Origin of the sequence: Brenneria sp. L3-3C-1 (assembly GCF_016456245.1) — a bacterium.
Lineage (GTDB): Bacteria > Pseudomonadota > Gammaproteobacteria > Enterobacterales > Enterobacteriaceae > Brenneria.
The window spans coordinates 993,875-1,008,903 of sequence record NZ_JAEMHF010000001.1 but is presented as its reverse complement, the minus strand read 5'-3'; the positions used below and the strand labels follow the sequence as shown (position 1 = coordinate 1,008,903).

17 protein-coding genes are annotated in these 15,029 nt (G+C 53.9%); all 17 read left to right on the top strand.

The features are described 5' to 3' along the window. Positions 1-5 precede the first annotated feature (5 nt). The 17 genes from JG725_RS04470 (at position 6) to ycfP (ending at position 14,849) form a co-directional block, all read left to right on the top strand. Positions 6-959 (top strand): beta-ketoacyl-ACP synthase III, encoded by a 954-nt coding sequence (locus JG725_RS04470; RefSeq protein WP_172289217.1) that lies wholly within the window; start codon positions 6-8, stop codon positions 957-959. Between the two features lie 17 nt (positions 960-976). Beyond that, complete coding sequence (gene fabD / locus JG725_RS04465) at positions 977-1,906, top strand: ACP S-malonyltransferase (RefSeq protein ID WP_199376807.1); 930 nt, start codon at positions 977-979, stop codon at positions 1,904-1,906. Between the two features lie 14 nt (positions 1,907-1,920). After that, positions 1,921-2,655 carry a 3-oxoacyl-ACP reductase FabG gene (gene fabG / locus JG725_RS04460; protein WP_172289219.1) on the top strand — a complete coding sequence of 245 codons (735 nt, stop codon included), beginning with the start codon at positions 1,921-1,923 and terminating at the stop codon, positions 2,653-2,655. A gap of 153 nt (positions 2,656-2,808) precedes the next feature. After that, positions 2,809-3,045: an acyl carrier protein gene (acpP, locus tag JG725_RS04455; protein WP_005970506.1), complete on the top strand. Its 237-nt coding sequence runs from the start codon at positions 2,809-2,811 to the stop codon at positions 3,043-3,045. A gap of 80 nt (positions 3,046-3,125) precedes the next feature. Continuing rightward, positions 3,126-4,367: a beta-ketoacyl-ACP synthase II gene (gene fabF / locus JG725_RS04450; RefSeq protein ID WP_199376805.1), complete on the top strand. Its 1,242-nt coding sequence runs from the start codon at positions 3,126-3,128 to the stop codon at positions 4,365-4,367. Positions 4,368-4,700: 333 nt separating this feature from the next. After that, positions 4,701-5,498 (top strand): aminodeoxychorismate lyase, encoded by a 798-nt coding sequence (gene pabC / locus JG725_RS04445; protein ID WP_199376803.1) that lies wholly within the window; start codon positions 4,701-4,703, stop codon positions 5,496-5,498. Between the two features lie 14 nt (positions 5,499-5,512). Beyond that, on the top strand, positions 5,513-6,535 hold the full coding sequence (mltG, locus tag JG725_RS04440) for an endolytic transglycosylase MltG (RefSeq protein ID WP_199376801.1): 1,023 nt from the start codon (positions 5,513-5,515) through the stop codon (positions 6,533-6,535). Beyond that, positions 6,522-7,190 carry a dTMP kinase gene (gene tmk / locus JG725_RS04435; RefSeq protein WP_199376799.1) on the top strand — a complete coding sequence of 223 codons (669 nt, stop codon included), beginning with the start codon at positions 6,522-6,524 and terminating at the stop codon, positions 7,188-7,190. Before mltG ends, tmk begins: the two co-directional genes overlap by 14 nt. Next, entirely contained in the window at positions 7,190-8,203 is a 1,014-nt protein-coding gene (holB, locus tag JG725_RS04430) for a DNA polymerase III subunit delta' (protein WP_199376797.1), read from the top strand. Before tmk ends, holB begins: the two co-directional genes overlap by 1 nt. Positions 8,204-8,222: 19 nt before the next feature. Next, positions 8,223-9,020: a metal-dependent hydrolase gene (locus JG725_RS04425; RefSeq protein ID WP_199376795.1), complete on the top strand. Its 798-nt coding sequence runs from the start codon at positions 8,223-8,225 to the stop codon at positions 9,018-9,020. A 314-nt stretch (positions 9,021-9,334) separates the two neighbouring features. Further along, positions 9,335-10,768 carry a PTS glucose transporter subunit IIBC gene (ptsG, locus tag JG725_RS04420; protein ID WP_199376793.1) on the top strand — a complete coding sequence of 478 codons (1,434 nt, stop codon included), beginning with the start codon at positions 9,335-9,337 and terminating at the stop codon, positions 10,766-10,768. 217 nt (positions 10,769-10,985) lie between these two features. Then, the gene (gene hinT / locus JG725_RS04415; RefSeq protein ID WP_172289227.1) at positions 10,986-11,342 is read left to right on the top strand and encodes a purine nucleoside phosphoramidase; all 357 of its coding nucleotides are present in this window, start codon (positions 10,986-10,988) and stop codon (positions 11,340-11,342) included. 4 nt (positions 11,343-11,346) lie between these two features. Continuing rightward, entirely contained in the window at positions 11,347-11,718 is a 372-nt protein-coding gene (locus JG725_RS04410) for a YcfL family protein (protein ID WP_199376791.1), read from the top strand. A gap of 21 nt (positions 11,719-11,739) precedes the next feature. Continuing rightward, the gene (gene lpoB / locus JG725_RS04405; protein ID WP_172289229.1) at positions 11,740-12,315 is read left to right on the top strand and encodes a penicillin-binding protein activator LpoB; all 576 of its coding nucleotides are present in this window, start codon (positions 11,740-11,742) and stop codon (positions 12,313-12,315) included. Continuing rightward, the gene (locus JG725_RS04400) at positions 12,296-13,159 is read left to right on the top strand and encodes a phosphotransferase (RefSeq protein ID WP_172289230.1); all 864 of its coding nucleotides are present in this window, start codon (positions 12,296-12,298) and stop codon (positions 13,157-13,159) included. The genes lpoB and JG725_RS04400 overlap by 20 nt, the downstream gene beginning before the upstream one ends. 60 nt (positions 13,160-13,219) lie before the next feature. Then, entirely contained in the window at positions 13,220-14,248 is a 1,029-nt protein-coding gene (gene nagZ / locus JG725_RS04395; RefSeq protein ID WP_199376789.1) for a beta-N-acetylhexosaminidase, read from the top strand. A 58-nt stretch (positions 14,249-14,306) separates the two neighbouring features. Then, the gene (gene ycfP, locus JG725_RS04390) at positions 14,307-14,849 is read left to right on the top strand and encodes an alpha/beta hydrolase YcfP (protein ID WP_199376787.1); all 543 of its coding nucleotides are present in this window, start codon (positions 14,307-14,309) and stop codon (positions 14,847-14,849) included. The last annotated feature ends 180 nt before the right edge of the window (positions 14,850-15,029 follow it).

Sequence of the window (15,029 nt, the reverse complement as noted above, 5' to 3'; positions counted from 1 at the left end):
CGTACATGTATACAAAAATAATCGGAACGGGCAGCTTTCTGCCTGAACAAATCAGGACGAACGCTGATTTAGAGAAGATGGTGGATACGTCTGACGAATGGATCGTCACGCGTACCGGGATCCGTGAGCGTCGCATTGCGGCGCCGGATGAAAATGTGGCTACGATGGGCTGCCATGCCGCGCAGAAAGCGTTGGAAATGGCGGGCATTGATAAATCGCAGGTCGGTTTACTGATCGTCGCGACCACCTCTTCAGGTTATGCATTCCCCAGCGCCGCCTGCCAGATTCAGCAACTGCTTGAAATCGAAGATACCATCGCCTTTGATTTGGCCGCAGCCTGCGCGGGTTTTACCTATGCGCTCAGCGTTGCCGATCAATATATCAAAAATGGCGCGGTGGATTATGCTTTGGTTATCGGTTCTGATATGTTGTCCCGCACGTTGGACCCTGACGATCGCGGTACGCTGATCCTGTTCGGCGATGGCGCGGGCGCCGTTTTGCTGACGGCGTCAGAGCAGCCGGGTATTTTGTCCACGCATCTGCATGCGGATGGACGCTATGGCGAACTGCTGACGCTGCCGCATCAGGATCGCAACAACCTGGAAAAGCCGGCGTACCTGACGATGGCGGGCAATGAAGTATTTAAAGTTGCGGTAACCGAACTGGCGCACATTGTTGAGGAAACGCTGCGGGCGTCTCAACTGGATAAAAGTGAACTAGACTGGCTGGTGCCGCATCAGGCTAATTTGCGCATTATCAGCGCCACAGCCAAAAAATTAGGCATGGGAATGGACAAAGTTGTTGTGACACTGGATCGTCACGGCAATACATCGGCGGCCTCCGTGCCTTCAGCGCTGGATGAAGCGGTGCGGGACGGGCGGATTAAACCCGGACAACTGGTATTGCTTGAAGCTTTCGGCGGCGGTTTTACCTGGGGTTCCGCGCTGATTCGTTTTTGATTAAACAGGATTCTGATATGACGCAATTTGCAATGGTATTCCCAGGTCAGGGATCGCAAGCCGTTGGTATGCTGGCTGAACTGGCGACGGAGTATCCGGTTGTTATCGACACGTTTGCTCAGGCTTCCGCCGTTTTAGGTTATGATTTGTGGCAACTGACGCAGCAGGGGCCGGTTGAAGAACTGAATAAAACCTGGCAAACCCAGCCTGCTCTGTTAACGGCCTCTGTCGCTATCTGGCGTGTCTGGCGGCAGCAGGGCGGTAAAACGCCGGCCTTGATGTCCGGGCATAGTCTGGGCGAGTATTCCGCTCTGGTTTGTGCCGGCGCGCTCGATTTCCAGCAGGCGGTACGCCTGGTTGAATTGCGCGGCAAACTTATGCAGGAAGCGGTGCCGGAAGGTACTGGCGCGATGTATGCGATTATCGGTCTTGATAATGACGCCATCGCCAAAGCGTGTGAAGAATCCGCGCAAGGAGAGGTTGTTTCGCCGGTAAACTTTAATTCTCCCGGGCAGGTAGTGATTGCCGGGAACAAAGACGCGGTGGAACGTGCCGGCGCAGCTTGTAAGGCCGCCGGCGCCAAACGTGCGTTGCCATTGCCGGTGAGCGTGCCTTCTCACTGTGCGCTGATGGAGCCGGCGGCGAAAAAGCTGGCTGTCGCGCTTGAGTCCGTGGATGTTAATGCGCCGGAAATTCCGGTGGTAAATAACGTTGATGCCCGCATCGAGACGGCGCCGGAGGCGATCCGCAGCGCACTGGTACGCCAGCTTTACTGTCCCGTGCGTTGGACTGAATGTGTGGAATTCATCGCCTCTCAGGGCGTTGAATCGTTACTTGAAGTTGGGCCGGGTAAAGTTCTTACCGGTCTGACTAAACGCATCGTTGATACTCTGACAGCGTCTGCGGTGAATGATCCTGCTTCTCTGTCAGTGGCGCTTGAAAAATAGGAACGGAGAAGACAATGAGTCTTGAAGGAAAAATTGCGCTGGTTACCGGCGCCAGCCGCGGCATAGGGCGAGCGATTGCTGAGACGCTCGTTGCCCGCGGGGCGAAGGTTATCGGCACGGCAACCAGCGAAAAAGGCGCCGAGGCTATCAGCGCATGGCTGGGCGAGAACGGTAAAGGATATATGCTGAATGTCGCGGATGCGGCGTCAGTGGAAAAAACATTGGCGGAGATGTACGCCGAGTTTGGCGCAATTGATATTTTAGTCAATAACGCCGGGATTACTCGCGACAACCTGTTGATGCGTATGAAAGAAGATGAATGGCAGGATATTCTGGATACGAATTTGACATCCGTATTCCGTCTGTCTAAAGCTGTAATGCGCGCTATGATGAAAAAACGCTATGGTCGTATCATTACCATCGGGTCCGTGGTTGGAACGATGGGCAATGCCGGACAGGCAAACTACGCGGCGGCAAAGGCTGGGCTGATAGGTTTCAGCAAGTCTCTTGCGCGTGAAGTGGCTTCCCGGGGGATTACGGTCAACGTTGTTGCGCCTGGGTTTATTGAAACTGATATGACTCAGGCGTTGACAGAAGAGCAGCGAGCAGGCATTTTGAGCCAGGTTCCCGCTAACCGGCTTGGTGATGCTAAAGAAATCGCCAGTGCTGTTGCATTTTTAGCCTCTGACGAGGCAGGTTACATTACCGGTGAAACATTGCATGTCAATGGCGGCATGTATATGATCTAAAAAGCACGAAATTATTTGCGTTATTTGCGGTAATAACCGCAAAATAGCACAAAATCGTGGTTCGACCAGCCGGGATTTTGTTGCATCTTTTTCAACATTTTATAAACTACGAAAACCATCGCGAAAGCGAGTTTTGATAGGAAATTTAAGAGTATGAGCACTATCGAAGAACGCGTTAAGAAAATCATCGTTGAACAGCTTGGCGTTAAGCAGGAAGAAGTCGTAAACAATGCTTCTTTCGTTGACGACCTCGGCGCTGATTCTCTTGACACTGTTGAGCTGGTAATGGCTCTGGAAGAAGAGTTTGATACTGAGATTCCAGATGAAGAAGCTGAAAAAATCACGACTGTTCAGGCAGCCATTGATTTCATTCAGGCTAACCAGCAGTAAGCGAACATATCTAGGCGGTCACTCGACCGCCTAAGTTTTTTGTCCCGCAGTGTCATATTTTCCCTCCCTGGAGGACAAGCGTGTCTAAGCGTCGAGTAGTTGTGACTGGACTGGGCATGTTATCTCCTGTCGGCAATACAGTTGAGTCTACCTGGAGTGCTCTTCTTGCCGGTCAGAGTGGCATCAGCCTGATCGACCATTTTGATACTAGTGCCTATGCAACGCGTTTTGCTGGCTTAGTAAAGAATTTTAATTGTGAGGAATTCATTTCGCGTAAAGAAGCACGCAAAATGGATGCCTTTATTCAATACGGAATCGCCGCTGGCATTCAGGCTATGCAGGATTCCGGTCTTGAAGTAACGGAAGAAAACGCGTCACGCATCGGTGCGGCGATTGGTTCCGGCATTGGCGGCCTGGGTCTCATTGAAGAGAACCACAGTTCGCTGGTGAAGGGGGGACCGCGTAAAATCAGTCCGTTCTTCGTACCTTCAACCATTGTTAACATGGTTGCCGGGCATCTCTCCATTATGTACGGCTTACGCGGCCCGAGTATTTCCATCGCCACCGCCTGTACCTCCGGTGTGCATAACATCGGTCATGCGGCCCGCATCATTGCTTATAATGATGCTGACGTCATGGTTGCCGGCGGCGCGGAAAAAGCCAGTACGCCGCTCGGCGTGGGCGGCTTTGGCGCGGCCCGCGCGTTATCAACGCGTAATGACGATCCTCAGGCGGCAAGCCGCCCGTGGGATAAAGACCGCGATGGTTTTGTGCTGGGCGACGGCGCCGGTATGTTGGTGCTGGAAGAGTACGAGCATGCGAAAAAACGCGGCGCCAGGATTTATGCGGAAGTGGTCGGGTTTGGCATGAGCAGCGACGCCTATCATATGACGTCGCCGCCGGAAAACGGCGCTGGAGCCGCCTTGGCGATGGAAAACGCCTTACGCGACGCCGGGATTTCTACCTCGCAGGTCGGTTATATCAACGCGCATGGCACCTCGACATCTGCGGGTGATAAAGCCGAAACGCAGGCCGTCAAGTCTGTGTTTGGCGCAGATGCCAGCCGCGTACTGGTCAGTTCGACAAAATCGATGACCGGGCATTTATTGGGCGCGGCAGGGGCGATCGAATCTATCTTCAGCATTCTTGCGCTGCGCGATCGGTCCGTTCCCCCGACGATCAATCTGGACAACCCGGATGAAGGTTGCGATCTGGATTTTGTGCCTCATGAGGCACGTCAGGTCAGCAATATGGAGTATACGTTATGTAACTCCTTTGGATTCGGCGGGACTAACGGCTCTCTGTTATTCCGTAAGGTTTGATGATCAAACCCTGTGAAAAACGAGGTCGCTGATAAAGTCGTCTGTAGGCCAGTGATATCCGGGCCTACCGTACCGAGGGGCGTGGCGGCGTAAGCCGGCGGAGCGCCCCTCGGTACGCTCTCCCTAACAACCTGCTTGATCACGCGTCTGAAAAACCCGGGTTGCGGTTTTTTGTGGCGTACCATTCTTGGCCGTCCCCTTACGGCCGTCGCTGGCGCGACGTCAAAAACCGTTCCCGGAAGTTTTTTGCCTGCATAAAATCAGATAGCATGACTTGTACGGCTATCCTGTTTGCTGGCAAGCTGACAACACACTGCCCAATGGAAGAAAAACATGATCTGGATAAATGGTCGGTTGCAGGAGCAGCTAGCGGTATCAGACCGGAGTACCCAGTTTGGCGACGGTTGTTTTACCACCGCCAGAGTCTGCAATGGACAAATCGTATGGCATGAGCGCCATTTGGCGCGATTACAGCAGGCGGCGCGCCGTTTGATGCTGCCCGCCATTGACTGGCCGTTGTTGGAGATTGAAATGAATCGGGCGGCGCAAGGCCGTGACGAGGGCATCGTTAAGGCAATACTGACACGGGGACGCGGTGGGCGAGGATATAGCGCCCGGGGATGTGATGATCCGACACGCATTGTTATGCAAGCGGATTACCCCGATCATTATGTTCGCTGGCGCGAGCAAGGCATCACCCTGAGTCTAAGCCCGGTGGCGTTAGCCAGAAGTACGCTTTTGGCGGGAATAAAGCATCTGAACCGGCTGGAACAGGTATTGATCCGCACTCATCTTGAGCAGACCTCCGCCGATGAGGCATTGGTGCTTGACACCTCCGGGGCGCTAGTGGAATGCTGTGCGGCTAATTTGTTCTGGCGTAAAGGAAATCAGGTTTATACGCCGGACTTATCCTACGCCGGCGTCGATGGGGTCGCCCGGCGGCATATTATCGCGCTGCTGGCTGACTCGGCTTTCGAATTGCACGTCGTTACCGAGCCGGTGTCGGCGTTGGCGGATGCGGATGAGGTGGTGATTTGTAACGCCTTGATGCCGATTGTTCCCGTAAACCAGGCGCAATCCTGGTGTTATCGCTCCAGAGAACTGTATCGGTTCCTGAGCCCTAACTGTTAGTTGTTGGTTGATTTATGAACATAAAAAAGATCGGTATTGTGGTTGTTGCGCTATTGCTGCTGATTCTGCTGTTTCTGTGGCAGAAAATACAGCATTTCGCCGTTTCGCCGCTTGCCATCAAGCAGGAAACCATTTTTACCCTCCCGGCCGGTACCGGTCGTGATGGATTAGAAACCTTACTACTCGATCAGAAAATTATTAACGACGGAACCTTTTTCCCCTGGTTGCTGCGCGTCGAACAGGAACTGGCGAATTTTAAGGCCGGAACATACCGTTTCACGGCGGCGATGACGGTGCGCGAGATGCTGGCATTGCTATCCAGCGGAAAAGAGGCGCAATTTGCCATTCGTTTTGTTGAGGGTTCCCGGCTGAAGGAATGGCTCGAAACCTTGCGTCAGTCATCCTATATTAAGCAGACGCTGACGGATAAAAGCGTGCGGGAGATTGCCGAGCAGCTTGGCATGAAGGATAAACCCAATCCTGAAGGATGGTTCTATCCCGATACTTATCTGTATACGGCCAATACGACCGATAGCGCGTTGCTGCAACGCGCTCATCAGCGCATGAAGAAAACGCTGGATGATGTCTGGCAGGGGCGTGAGGAAGGATTACCGTATAAAACGCCGGATGAACTGTTAACCATGGCATCGATCATTGAGAAAGAAACGGCGATTAGCCAGGAACGTACTCAGGTCGCTTCTGTTTTCATCAATCGATTGCGCGTGGGTATGCGTTTGCAAACCGATCCCACCGTCATTTATGGCATGGGCGATGAATATGCGGGGGTCATTACCCGTAAAGCACTGGATACGCCGACGCCTTATAATACCTACGTAATTTCCGGGTTACCGCCAACGCCGATCGCGATGCCGGGAAAAGCCTCATTGGATGCGGCCGCCCACCCGGCTAAAACGTCATACCTTTACTTCGTGGCGGACGGTAAAGGCGGACATAGTTTCACCACCAACCTTGCAGACCATAACCGTGCTGTGAGGCTATACCGCTCAGCGTTAAAGGAACGGGATGAACAACAGTAAATTTATCGTCTTGGAAGGTTTGGAAGGCGCAGGCAAGACCAGCGCCAGAAACAGCGTGGTTGAGACGCTACACGCCTATGGCATTCATCAGGTGATTTTTACCCGCGAACCCGGCGGTACGCCGCTGGCTGAAAAGCTACGTGAGTTGATCAAGCAGGGCATTGCCGATGAAAAGGTGACGGATAAAGCTGAAATTCTGATGTTGTATGCCGCCCGAGTACAACTGGTCGAAAATGTGATTAAACCGGCGCTGGCGCAAGGGAACTGGGTAATCGGCGATCGGCACGATCTCTCATCTCAGGCGTATCAAGGGGGAGGGCGCGGGATCGATCAACACTTGTTGCTGTCGCTGCGCGATACGGTACTGGGCGATTTTCGCCCCGATCTGACGCTCTACCTTGATCTACCGCCGGCTGTTGGATTACAACGCGCCCGCCAGCGCGGAGAGCTGGATCGCATCGAGCAGGAGTCGTTTGCGTTCTTTGAGCGTACCCGGGCGCGCTATCAGGCCCTGGCGGCGGAAGACCGCAGTATTGTGACGATTGACGCCGCGCAGCCGATGGAAAACGTCAGCGCCGACATTCAGACGGCACTAGGGCAATGGCTGCAAAGCCAGGGATTTCAGCCGCAGGCGCTGACACAGGATCTCCCCTGATGGACTGGTATCCGTGGCTTAATGCGCCTTACCGTCAAATGATTGGCCAATATCAGGCGGGAAGAGGTCATCACGCTCTATTGCTGCATGCATTGCCGGGCATGGGAGATGACTCGCTGGTTTACGCGCTGAGCCGCTGGTTAATGTGCCAGCATCCCGAAGGGATGAAGAGTTGCGGTAAGTGCCATTCCTGTCATCTGATGATGGCCGGGACGCACCCCGACTGGTATGTGCTGAGTCCGGAAAAAGGCAAACAGAGTCTGGGAATTGACCCGGTGCGAGAGGTGCTGGATAAGCTGTATCAGCATTCCCGCCAGGGCGGGGTTAAAGTTATCTGGCTGCCGTCGGCGGAGCAACTGACGGAAGCCGCGGCCAGTGCCTTGCTGAAAACGCTGGAAGAGCCGCCGCGGAGTACCTATTTTTTGTTTGGCTGCCGTGAGCCGGCGCGGCTGTTGGCAACCTTGCGCAGCCGCTGTCTATACCATTATCTGGCCGTTCCGAGTGAAACGCAGAGCGTGCTATGGCTGAATTCACGCCATAAGCATGATATTCAGGCGTTGCGTACCGCATTGAGGCTACAGGCGGGCGCCCCGCTGGCGGCGGAGAAACTCTTGCAAGCGGAACGCTGGAAACAGCGCGCCGCTTTATGCCAGGCATTCTCTGCCGCGCTTACCTCGCACGATCTGCTTTCCTTAACGCCGCAGCTTAACCATGATGATGCCGATGAGCGGATCCACTGGTTGGCATCGTTGCTATTGGATGCCGTAAAATGGCAGCAAGGGGCGGGGGAGTATCTGGTGAATCAGGATCAGGTCGCGCTGGTTGAACGTTTGGCTGCGCAATCGGGAAATCCTCAGCTACAGTACGAGCTGCACCAGTGGCTGACCTGCCGACAAAAATTACTGACGGTAACCGGCGTGAACCGTGAGTTACTGTTAACGGAACGATTGCTTGATGGCGAACAAAGCCTGTCAACCGCTGTTCAGCGGCGTTTTCATCCCTTTTCTGCTTAATTAATTTCGAGTAATTATCATGTTGTTAGTTGATTCCCACTGTCATCTGGATGGGCTGGATTATCAGTCCTTACATAGAAATGTCTCTGACGTACTGGATAAAGCCAAAAGCCGTGACGTTGGCTTCGTCCTGGCCGTCGCGACTACGCTGCCCGGATTTCGCGCCATGACCGAACTGATCGGCGACCGGGACAATGTGGCGTTTTCCTGCGGCGTTCATCCATTAAATCAGGCCGAATCCTATGATTACGCCGAGTTGCGTCAACTTGCCGCGGCCAGTCAGGTGGTGGCGATGGGGGAAACGGGGCTGGATTATCATTACCAGGAAGAGACAAAAGCGCAGCAGCAGGCCTCTTTTCGCGAGCACATCCGTATTGGCAACGATCTGAATAAGCCGGTGATCGTCCACACCCGGGCGGCGCGGGAAGATACGCTGGCGATTCTGAAAGAAGAACGCGCGGAGAGGTGCGGCGGCGTGTTGCATTGCTTCACGGAAGATTTAGCCACCGCCAAGACGCTGTTGGATATGGGATTCTATATTTCCTTTTCCGGCATCGTCACTTTCCGCACTGCGGAAGAATTGCGCGACGTCGCCCGTTATGTACCGCTGGATCGCATGCTGATAGAAACAGACTCTCCCTGGCTGGCGCCGGTTCCTTTTCGTGGAAAGGAAAATCAACCCGCCTATGTGCGCGAGGTGGCGGAGTATCTCTCGGTACTGAAAGGCGTCACGCTGGAAAATCTGGCTGTGGCCACCACCGAGAATTTTTCCCGCCTGTTTCATATCGATCCGACACGGTTGACCGCTGCGTCATAGTGGTTGAGAATAGCCGAGTTTTTTTCTGCTGTGTAATTAATAGCGAAGAATATGTGTCCTGGCTTGCTGATCCCTTGCCAGGAATGTGTATTTTTTAGCGATATATCGCAAATATGCTCAATTTATGCTCTGTTCCGACATGTCGGCTCATTGAAACGTGATAGCAGTCAAACATTAGTCGCGCTATTTATTTTACTCTTCGTAAAAATTAAAAGGGTGCTAAGACACCTCAAACTGTAAAGGCTATTTTCTCCACCTTTGCGTCTATGAAACATCAGAAGTAAAAGCACTATTACTCAGGAGCACACTCAATTATGTTCAAGAATGCATTCGCAAACCTGCAAAAAGTAGGTAAGTCGCTAATGCTGCCGGTATCCGTATTGCCTATCGCAGGTATTCTGCTGGGCGTCGGGGCGGCAAATTTTAGCTGGTTGCCTGCGGTGGTTTCCCATGTGATGGCGGAAGCCGGCGGATCGGTTTTCGCCAATATGCCGTTGATTTTCGCTATCGGTGTGGCATTGGGCTTCACCAATAACGATGGCGTATCGGCTTTGGCCGCGGTCGTGGCGTACGGCATCATGGTGAAAACGATAGCAGTGGTTGCGCCGCTGGTTCTGCATCTGTCGGCGACGGAAATTGAATCGCAGCATCTGGCCGATACCGGCGTATTAGGCGGTATTATCGCTGGTTCAGTCGCGGCTTATATGTTTAACCGTTTCTATCGCATTCAACTTCCGGAATATCTCGGATTCTTCGCCGGCAAACGCTTTGTGCCGATCATTTCCGGTCTGGCCGCGATTCTCCTGGGTGTGCTTCTGTCCTTTATCTGGCCGCCTATCGGACGCGCAATTCAGGCGTTCTCTCAATGGGGCGCCTATCAGAACCCGGTTGTGGCATTCGGTCTGTATGGTTTGGTGGAGCGTTCGCTGGTGCCTTTCGGCCTGCATCATATCTGGAATGTCCCTTTCCAGATGCAAATCGGCGAATTCACCAATGCGGCCGGTCAGGTGTTCCATGGCGATATTCCTCGCTACATGGCCGGCGACCCGACCGCGGGTAAATTATCCGGTGGTTTCCTGTTTAAAATGTATGGCCTGCCGGCGGCGGCTATCTCCATCTGGCACTCGGCTAAACCGGAAAATCGCGCCAAAGTGGGGGGCATTATGATCTCCGCCGCCTTGACGGCATTCCTGACCGGTATCACCGAGCCTATCGAGTTCTCTTTCCTGTTTGTTGCGCCGATCCTGTATGTGATCCATGCGATTCTGGCCGGTCTGGCGTTCCCGATCTGTATTCTGCTGGGCATGCGTGACGGAACAAGCTTCTCCCACGGTCTGATTGACTTCATCGTACTGAGCGGCAACGGCAGTAATCTATGGCTGTTCCCGATTGTTGGTCTGGGCTATGCGTTGGTTTATTACACTATTTTCCGCGTGTTGATTGCCAAGCTGAATCTGAAAACACCGGGTCGTGAAGATTCCACTTCCGAACAGTCCGCTCAGAGCGGCACGGAGATGGCCTCTGCGCTGGTTATCGCGTTCGGCGGCAAAGAAAACATCACTAACCTGGATGCCTGCATCACGCGTCTGCGCGTCAGCGTGGCGGACGTGTCCAAGGTGGATCAGACGGGGCTGAAACAACTGGGCGCCGCCGGCGTGGTTGTCGCGGGTTCCGGGGTTCAGGCAATTTTCGGTACCAAATCCGATAACCTGAAAACCGATATGGACGATTACATCCGTAATAACTAATCGGGTGTTGGAGAGTTTCCAAGGGGCGAAAGCCCCTTTTTTTATACGTGCGATAAGCGAGTATCACTCGGCGAAAGCAGACGATGCGCGCGTACTACCCGTCGTATTTTGACCACCTGCGCCAGAAATCGTCGAAGAAGGTTGAAAGAAACGGAATATGTCACTCATACTGCCTATACGACTTTGTTCTGCGCTTGTTTTAAAAAGGAAATCAATCATGGCTGAAGAAACCATTTTTAGTAAAATTATCCGCCGGGAAATTCCTGCCGATATCGTTTATCAGGATGAACTGGTGACAGCCTTTCGTGATATTGCGCCACGCACGCCGACACATGTTCTGATCGTACCGAACATACTGATCCCGACGGTCAATGAGACCACGGCTGAACATGAAGCCGCGCTGGGGCGGATGATTACGGTCGCCGGGAAAATCGCCGAGCAGGAAGGGATTGCTGAAGAGGGTTATCGATTGATTATCAACTGCAACCGACACGGCGGGCAGGAGGTTTATCATATTCATATGCACCTGCTCGGGGGCCAGCCATTAGGGCCGTTGCTGGCTGAGCGGATATAATCTCATGACTCAATGTCTGCCCGTATTCCTGATGGCGTTGCTGCTGGCTGGATGCAGCGCGCCTAAGGTGCTGACGATCAACGAACGGCAAACGCTGATAATGGATGCGCCTTTGCTAACGGCGGGGATTACGGCAGGCAAGCCTGTGCTGGATACCGTAAACGATGCAAAACGCGCGTCCGCGGTTGTCGGCAACGAGACGGGGCAACCCGTCGCCGTGCATTATCGTTTCTATTGGTATGATGGCAGTGGATTGGATGTATTGCCTTACGAAGAAGTACAAACCATCGTGATCCCACCTCAGGCGGAAGTTCGCGTTTTTTCACTACGCAGCAGTCCGGATGTGCGTCAGGTCCGCCTTCATCTATTTTTATAATGGTGTGTTGAGAGAGGAAACATGAAAAAGTATCTATGGGTGGTACTGGCAACGCTGGTGCTGACGGGGTGTCCTAGTCGCCCGCCGGAACCGACTGAGCCGCCCGCAACGATCGAGCCGGCGGAACCTCAGGTTCCGACCACTCCGCCGCCGGGCGAGCCGGTTCCGCCACCGCCTAAAATTCAAACCTTGAATTGGGATGCCACCATTAATCCGCTGGTCGCCCAGATGTTGCAAGCCGATGGCGTAACGCCGGGCAGCATCCTGCTGCTGGACAGCGTAAAAAATAATACCAATGGCGCATTGCAGACGGCGAAGGCCAACAACGCGCTGTACAATGCGCTGTCAAACGGCAAGGCTTTTACGCTGGTGCCGCGTGAACAGATGGCCGCGGCTAAACAAACCCTGGGCCTGTCGGTTGACGACAGTCTGGGGTCGCGCAGTAAAGCGATCGGCCTGGCTCGCTATGTCAGCGCGCAGTATGTGCTGTATAGCGATGTGAGCGGCGATGTGAAATCACCCGTGTTGGATATGCAGTTGATGTTGGTTCAGACCGGGGAAATCGTATGGTCGGGTAATGGCGCCGTCCAACATTAAGCAACAGCTTATCGACACGCTCGGTAAGCACTTTCCGGCGGTGGAACCCGCCGGTTTTCATTTTGCCCCGGTGAGCGGATTAAGCAGCGAAAGCTGGCGCATCAGCGCGCCGGGTTTCGCCGGGCTTGCTCGCCGGCAGTCGGCGGCCGGGCGCCTGTCTGGCACCGATCGTCAGCGGGAGTTTCGTCTATTGCGGCAGATGGCGGGCGCAGGACTGGCGCCGCGTCCGTTGCTGTGGGACGGCCGTTGGCTGATTGTCGAATGGGCGGCGGGACGCGCGGCGACGGCGGCGGAGTTTTTTGACCTGCTGTGCAATGGCGATCTGGCGCGCTATCTCGTCCGTATTCATCAACGGCCGCGCAGTGGCTGCCCTTTGGCGTTAAAGCCGCTATTTGCCCGCCATTGGCAACAGATGGACGGCCGCCGCCGTTCACCGTCGCTGCTGCGCCTTCATCAGCATTTCCAGCGGGAGGCGTTGCCCCGCATGCTGGCCGTTGCGCCGCTGCATCTGGATATTCATGCGGAAAATCTGTTGCTGGCGGACGGGAAGATGATGCTTATCGATTGGGAATATGCGGCGGATGGCGATATCGCGCTGGAACTGGCGTTTATTTTTCGCGCCAATCAACTGGATCCTGAGACGCAGCGGCGTTTTTTGCACACCTATCGCCAGCAGCGTCCGGGATTTTCCATTGCCTGCCTGCAACAGCATACGGCGCAGTGGTTGCCGTGGGTCGATTATCTGGCGCTGATGTGGTACGAAGTCCGCTGGCGTCAAACCGGGCAGGATCGCTTTCTGCGCGCGCTGGCACCGTTGCGTCGGCAGTTGGGGATTGGCGAATAATGGCGTTCGCATCCTGTCAGGATGATGAATTAATCGCATTAAGTACTGAATGAGGTTTTCGTGGGCCCGGTAATGTTAGATGTGGCCAGCTATGAGCTGGATGCAGAAGATCGAGACGTGTTGGCGCATCCGCTGGTTGGCGGAGTGATTTTATTTAGCCGAAATTTTCATGATGCCGAACAACTGCGTGAGCTGGTGCGGCAGATCCGCGCCGCATCGCGCGATCGTCTGATTGTCGCGGTCGATCAGGAAGGCGGGCGGGTTCAGCGTTTCCGTGACGGATTTACCCGCCTGCCGGCCGCCCAGGCTTTTGCCGCGTTGAATGCCGAATCTGAAGCGCGTCGACTGGCCGAGGACGCCGGTTGGTTAATGGCGGCGGAGATGATCGCTATGGATATTGATATCAGCTTTGCGCCGGTATTGGATATCGGTCATCAAAGCGCCGCGATTGGCGAGCGGTCGTTCCATGATCGCCCGGAGACGGCGCTCATGATGGCCCAAAGCTTTATTCGCGGTATGCACCTTGCCGGAATGAAAGTGACGGGTAAACATTTTCCCGGTCATGGCGCGGTCAGCGCAGACTCGCATAAAGAGACGCCTCTGGATCCGCGGCCGCTGGATGAAATCCGCGCCCGTGATATGCTGATCTTCAGAGAACTGATTCAGCAACGGCAATTGGATGCGATTATGCCTGCCCACGTGATATATACCGACGTCGATCCACGTCCGGCCAGCGGATCGCCGTTCTGGTTAAAGCAGGTGCTGCGGCAGGAACTGGACTTTGACGGGATCATCTTTTCCGATGATTTGTCAATGGAAGGCGCGGCGGTGATGGGGAGTTATCCGCAGCGTGCGCAGGCTTCGATAGAGGCCGGCTGTGACATGATTCTGGTATGTAACCAACGGGACGGCGCGGTAAGCATTTTGGATAACCTGTCCCCGGTCAAAGCGGATCGCTTGAGCCGCTTATATCATCAGGGAGCGTTCTCCCGTCGGCAGTTGTTGGATTCGCCGCGATGGAAGCAGGCAAATCAGGCGCTTACGGAACTCAGCGCGCGCTGGCAAGCGTATAAAGACAACGGGAAATAGGGGTACTTAGGTACGTCGTCTGCCACGCGGCGTACTCAAAACAGTAGTGAGGATACCGATGATTATCTACTTGCATGGTTTTGATTCAACCAGTCCCGGCAACCATGAGAAAGTGCTACAGCTTGAGTTCATCGATGATGACGTTCGGTTGCTGAGCTATAGCACGCTGCATCCGCGTCATGATATGCAACACCTGCTGAAACGGGTAGATAAAATGATCCAGCAGGTTGACGACGAACATCCGCTGATATGCGGCGTCGGATTGGGCGGTTTCTGGGCTGAACGGATAGGTTTTCTGTGTAATATACGGCAGGTGATCTTTAACCCCAACCTTTACCCGCAGGAAAATATGGCGGGTAAAATCGATCGTCCGGAAGAATATCTGGATATTGCGACTAAATGTGTCGCCAATTTTCGTGAGAAAAACCGCAAACGGTGCCTGGTGGTGTTATCGCGCGAGGACGAAATGCTCGACAGTCAGCGTAGCGAGCAGGCGCTGAGCGACTACTATGAAATCATTTGGGATGATATCCAGACGCATAAATTCAAAAACATCTCTCCTCACCTGCAACGTATGAAAGCGTTTAAAGTGCTGGGCTGACCAGCGACCGGTTGAGGTCGCGCATTGCTGCGTCTTTAGTGACGTTGTCACTTTATTATGCTTATCAAAACGGCTAATTTGCTGAAATAAAAATGAAATTTCAGGCTGTCCGTTCCTCTAATTGAAAATAAATTGATATATATCAATTTTGGTATGACCAAATAACCTGACATGCTATTC

Excerpts from the sequence above, each read along its gene's own strand:
- JG725_RS04470 (WP_172289217.1), top strand. The coding sequence starts at position 6 with ATGTATACAAAAATAATCGGAACGGGCAGCTTTCTGCCTGAACAAATC.
- fabD (WP_199376807.1), top strand. The coding sequence starts at position 977 with ATGACGCAATTTGCAATGGTATTCCCAGGTCAGGGATCGCAAGCCGTT.
- fabG (WP_172289219.1), top strand. The coding sequence starts at position 1,921 with ATGAGTCTTGAAGGAAAAATTGCGCTGGTTACCGGCGCCAGCCGCGGC.
- acpP (WP_005970506.1), top strand. The coding sequence starts at position 2,809 with ATGAGCACTATCGAAGAACGCGTTAAGAAAATCATCGTTGAACAGCTT.
- pabC (WP_199376803.1), top strand. The coding sequence starts at position 4,701 with ATGATCTGGATAAATGGTCGGTTGCAGGAGCAGCTAGCGGTATCAGAC.
- mltG (WP_199376801.1), top strand. The coding sequence starts at position 5,513 with ATGAACATAAAAAAGATCGGTATTGTGGTTGTTGCGCTATTGCTGCTG.
- tmk (WP_199376799.1), top strand. The coding sequence starts at position 6,522 with ATGAACAACAGTAAATTTATCGTCTTGGAAGGTTTGGAAGGCGCAGGC.
- holB (WP_199376797.1), top strand. The coding sequence starts at position 7,190 with ATGGACTGGTATCCGTGGCTTAATGCGCCTTACCGTCAAATGATTGGC.
- JG725_RS04425 (WP_199376795.1), top strand. The coding sequence starts at position 8,223 with ATGTTGTTAGTTGATTCCCACTGTCATCTGGATGGGCTGGATTATCAG.
- ptsG (WP_199376793.1), top strand. The coding sequence starts at position 9,335 with ATGTTCAAGAATGCATTCGCAAACCTGCAAAAAGTAGGTAAGTCGCTA.
- hinT (WP_172289227.1), top strand. The coding sequence starts at position 10,986 with ATGGCTGAAGAAACCATTTTTAGTAAAATTATCCGCCGGGAAATTCCT.
- JG725_RS04410 (WP_199376791.1), top strand. The coding sequence starts at position 11,347 with ATGACTCAATGTCTGCCCGTATTCCTGATGGCGTTGCTGCTGGCTGGA.
- lpoB (WP_172289229.1), top strand. The coding sequence starts at position 11,740 with ATGAAAAAGTATCTATGGGTGGTACTGGCAACGCTGGTGCTGACGGGG.
- JG725_RS04400 (WP_172289230.1), top strand. The coding sequence starts at position 12,296 with ATGGCGCCGTCCAACATTAAGCAACAGCTTATCGACACGCTCGGTAAG.
- ycfP (WP_199376787.1), top strand. The coding sequence starts at position 14,307 with ATGATTATCTACTTGCATGGTTTTGATTCAACCAGTCCCGGCAACCAT.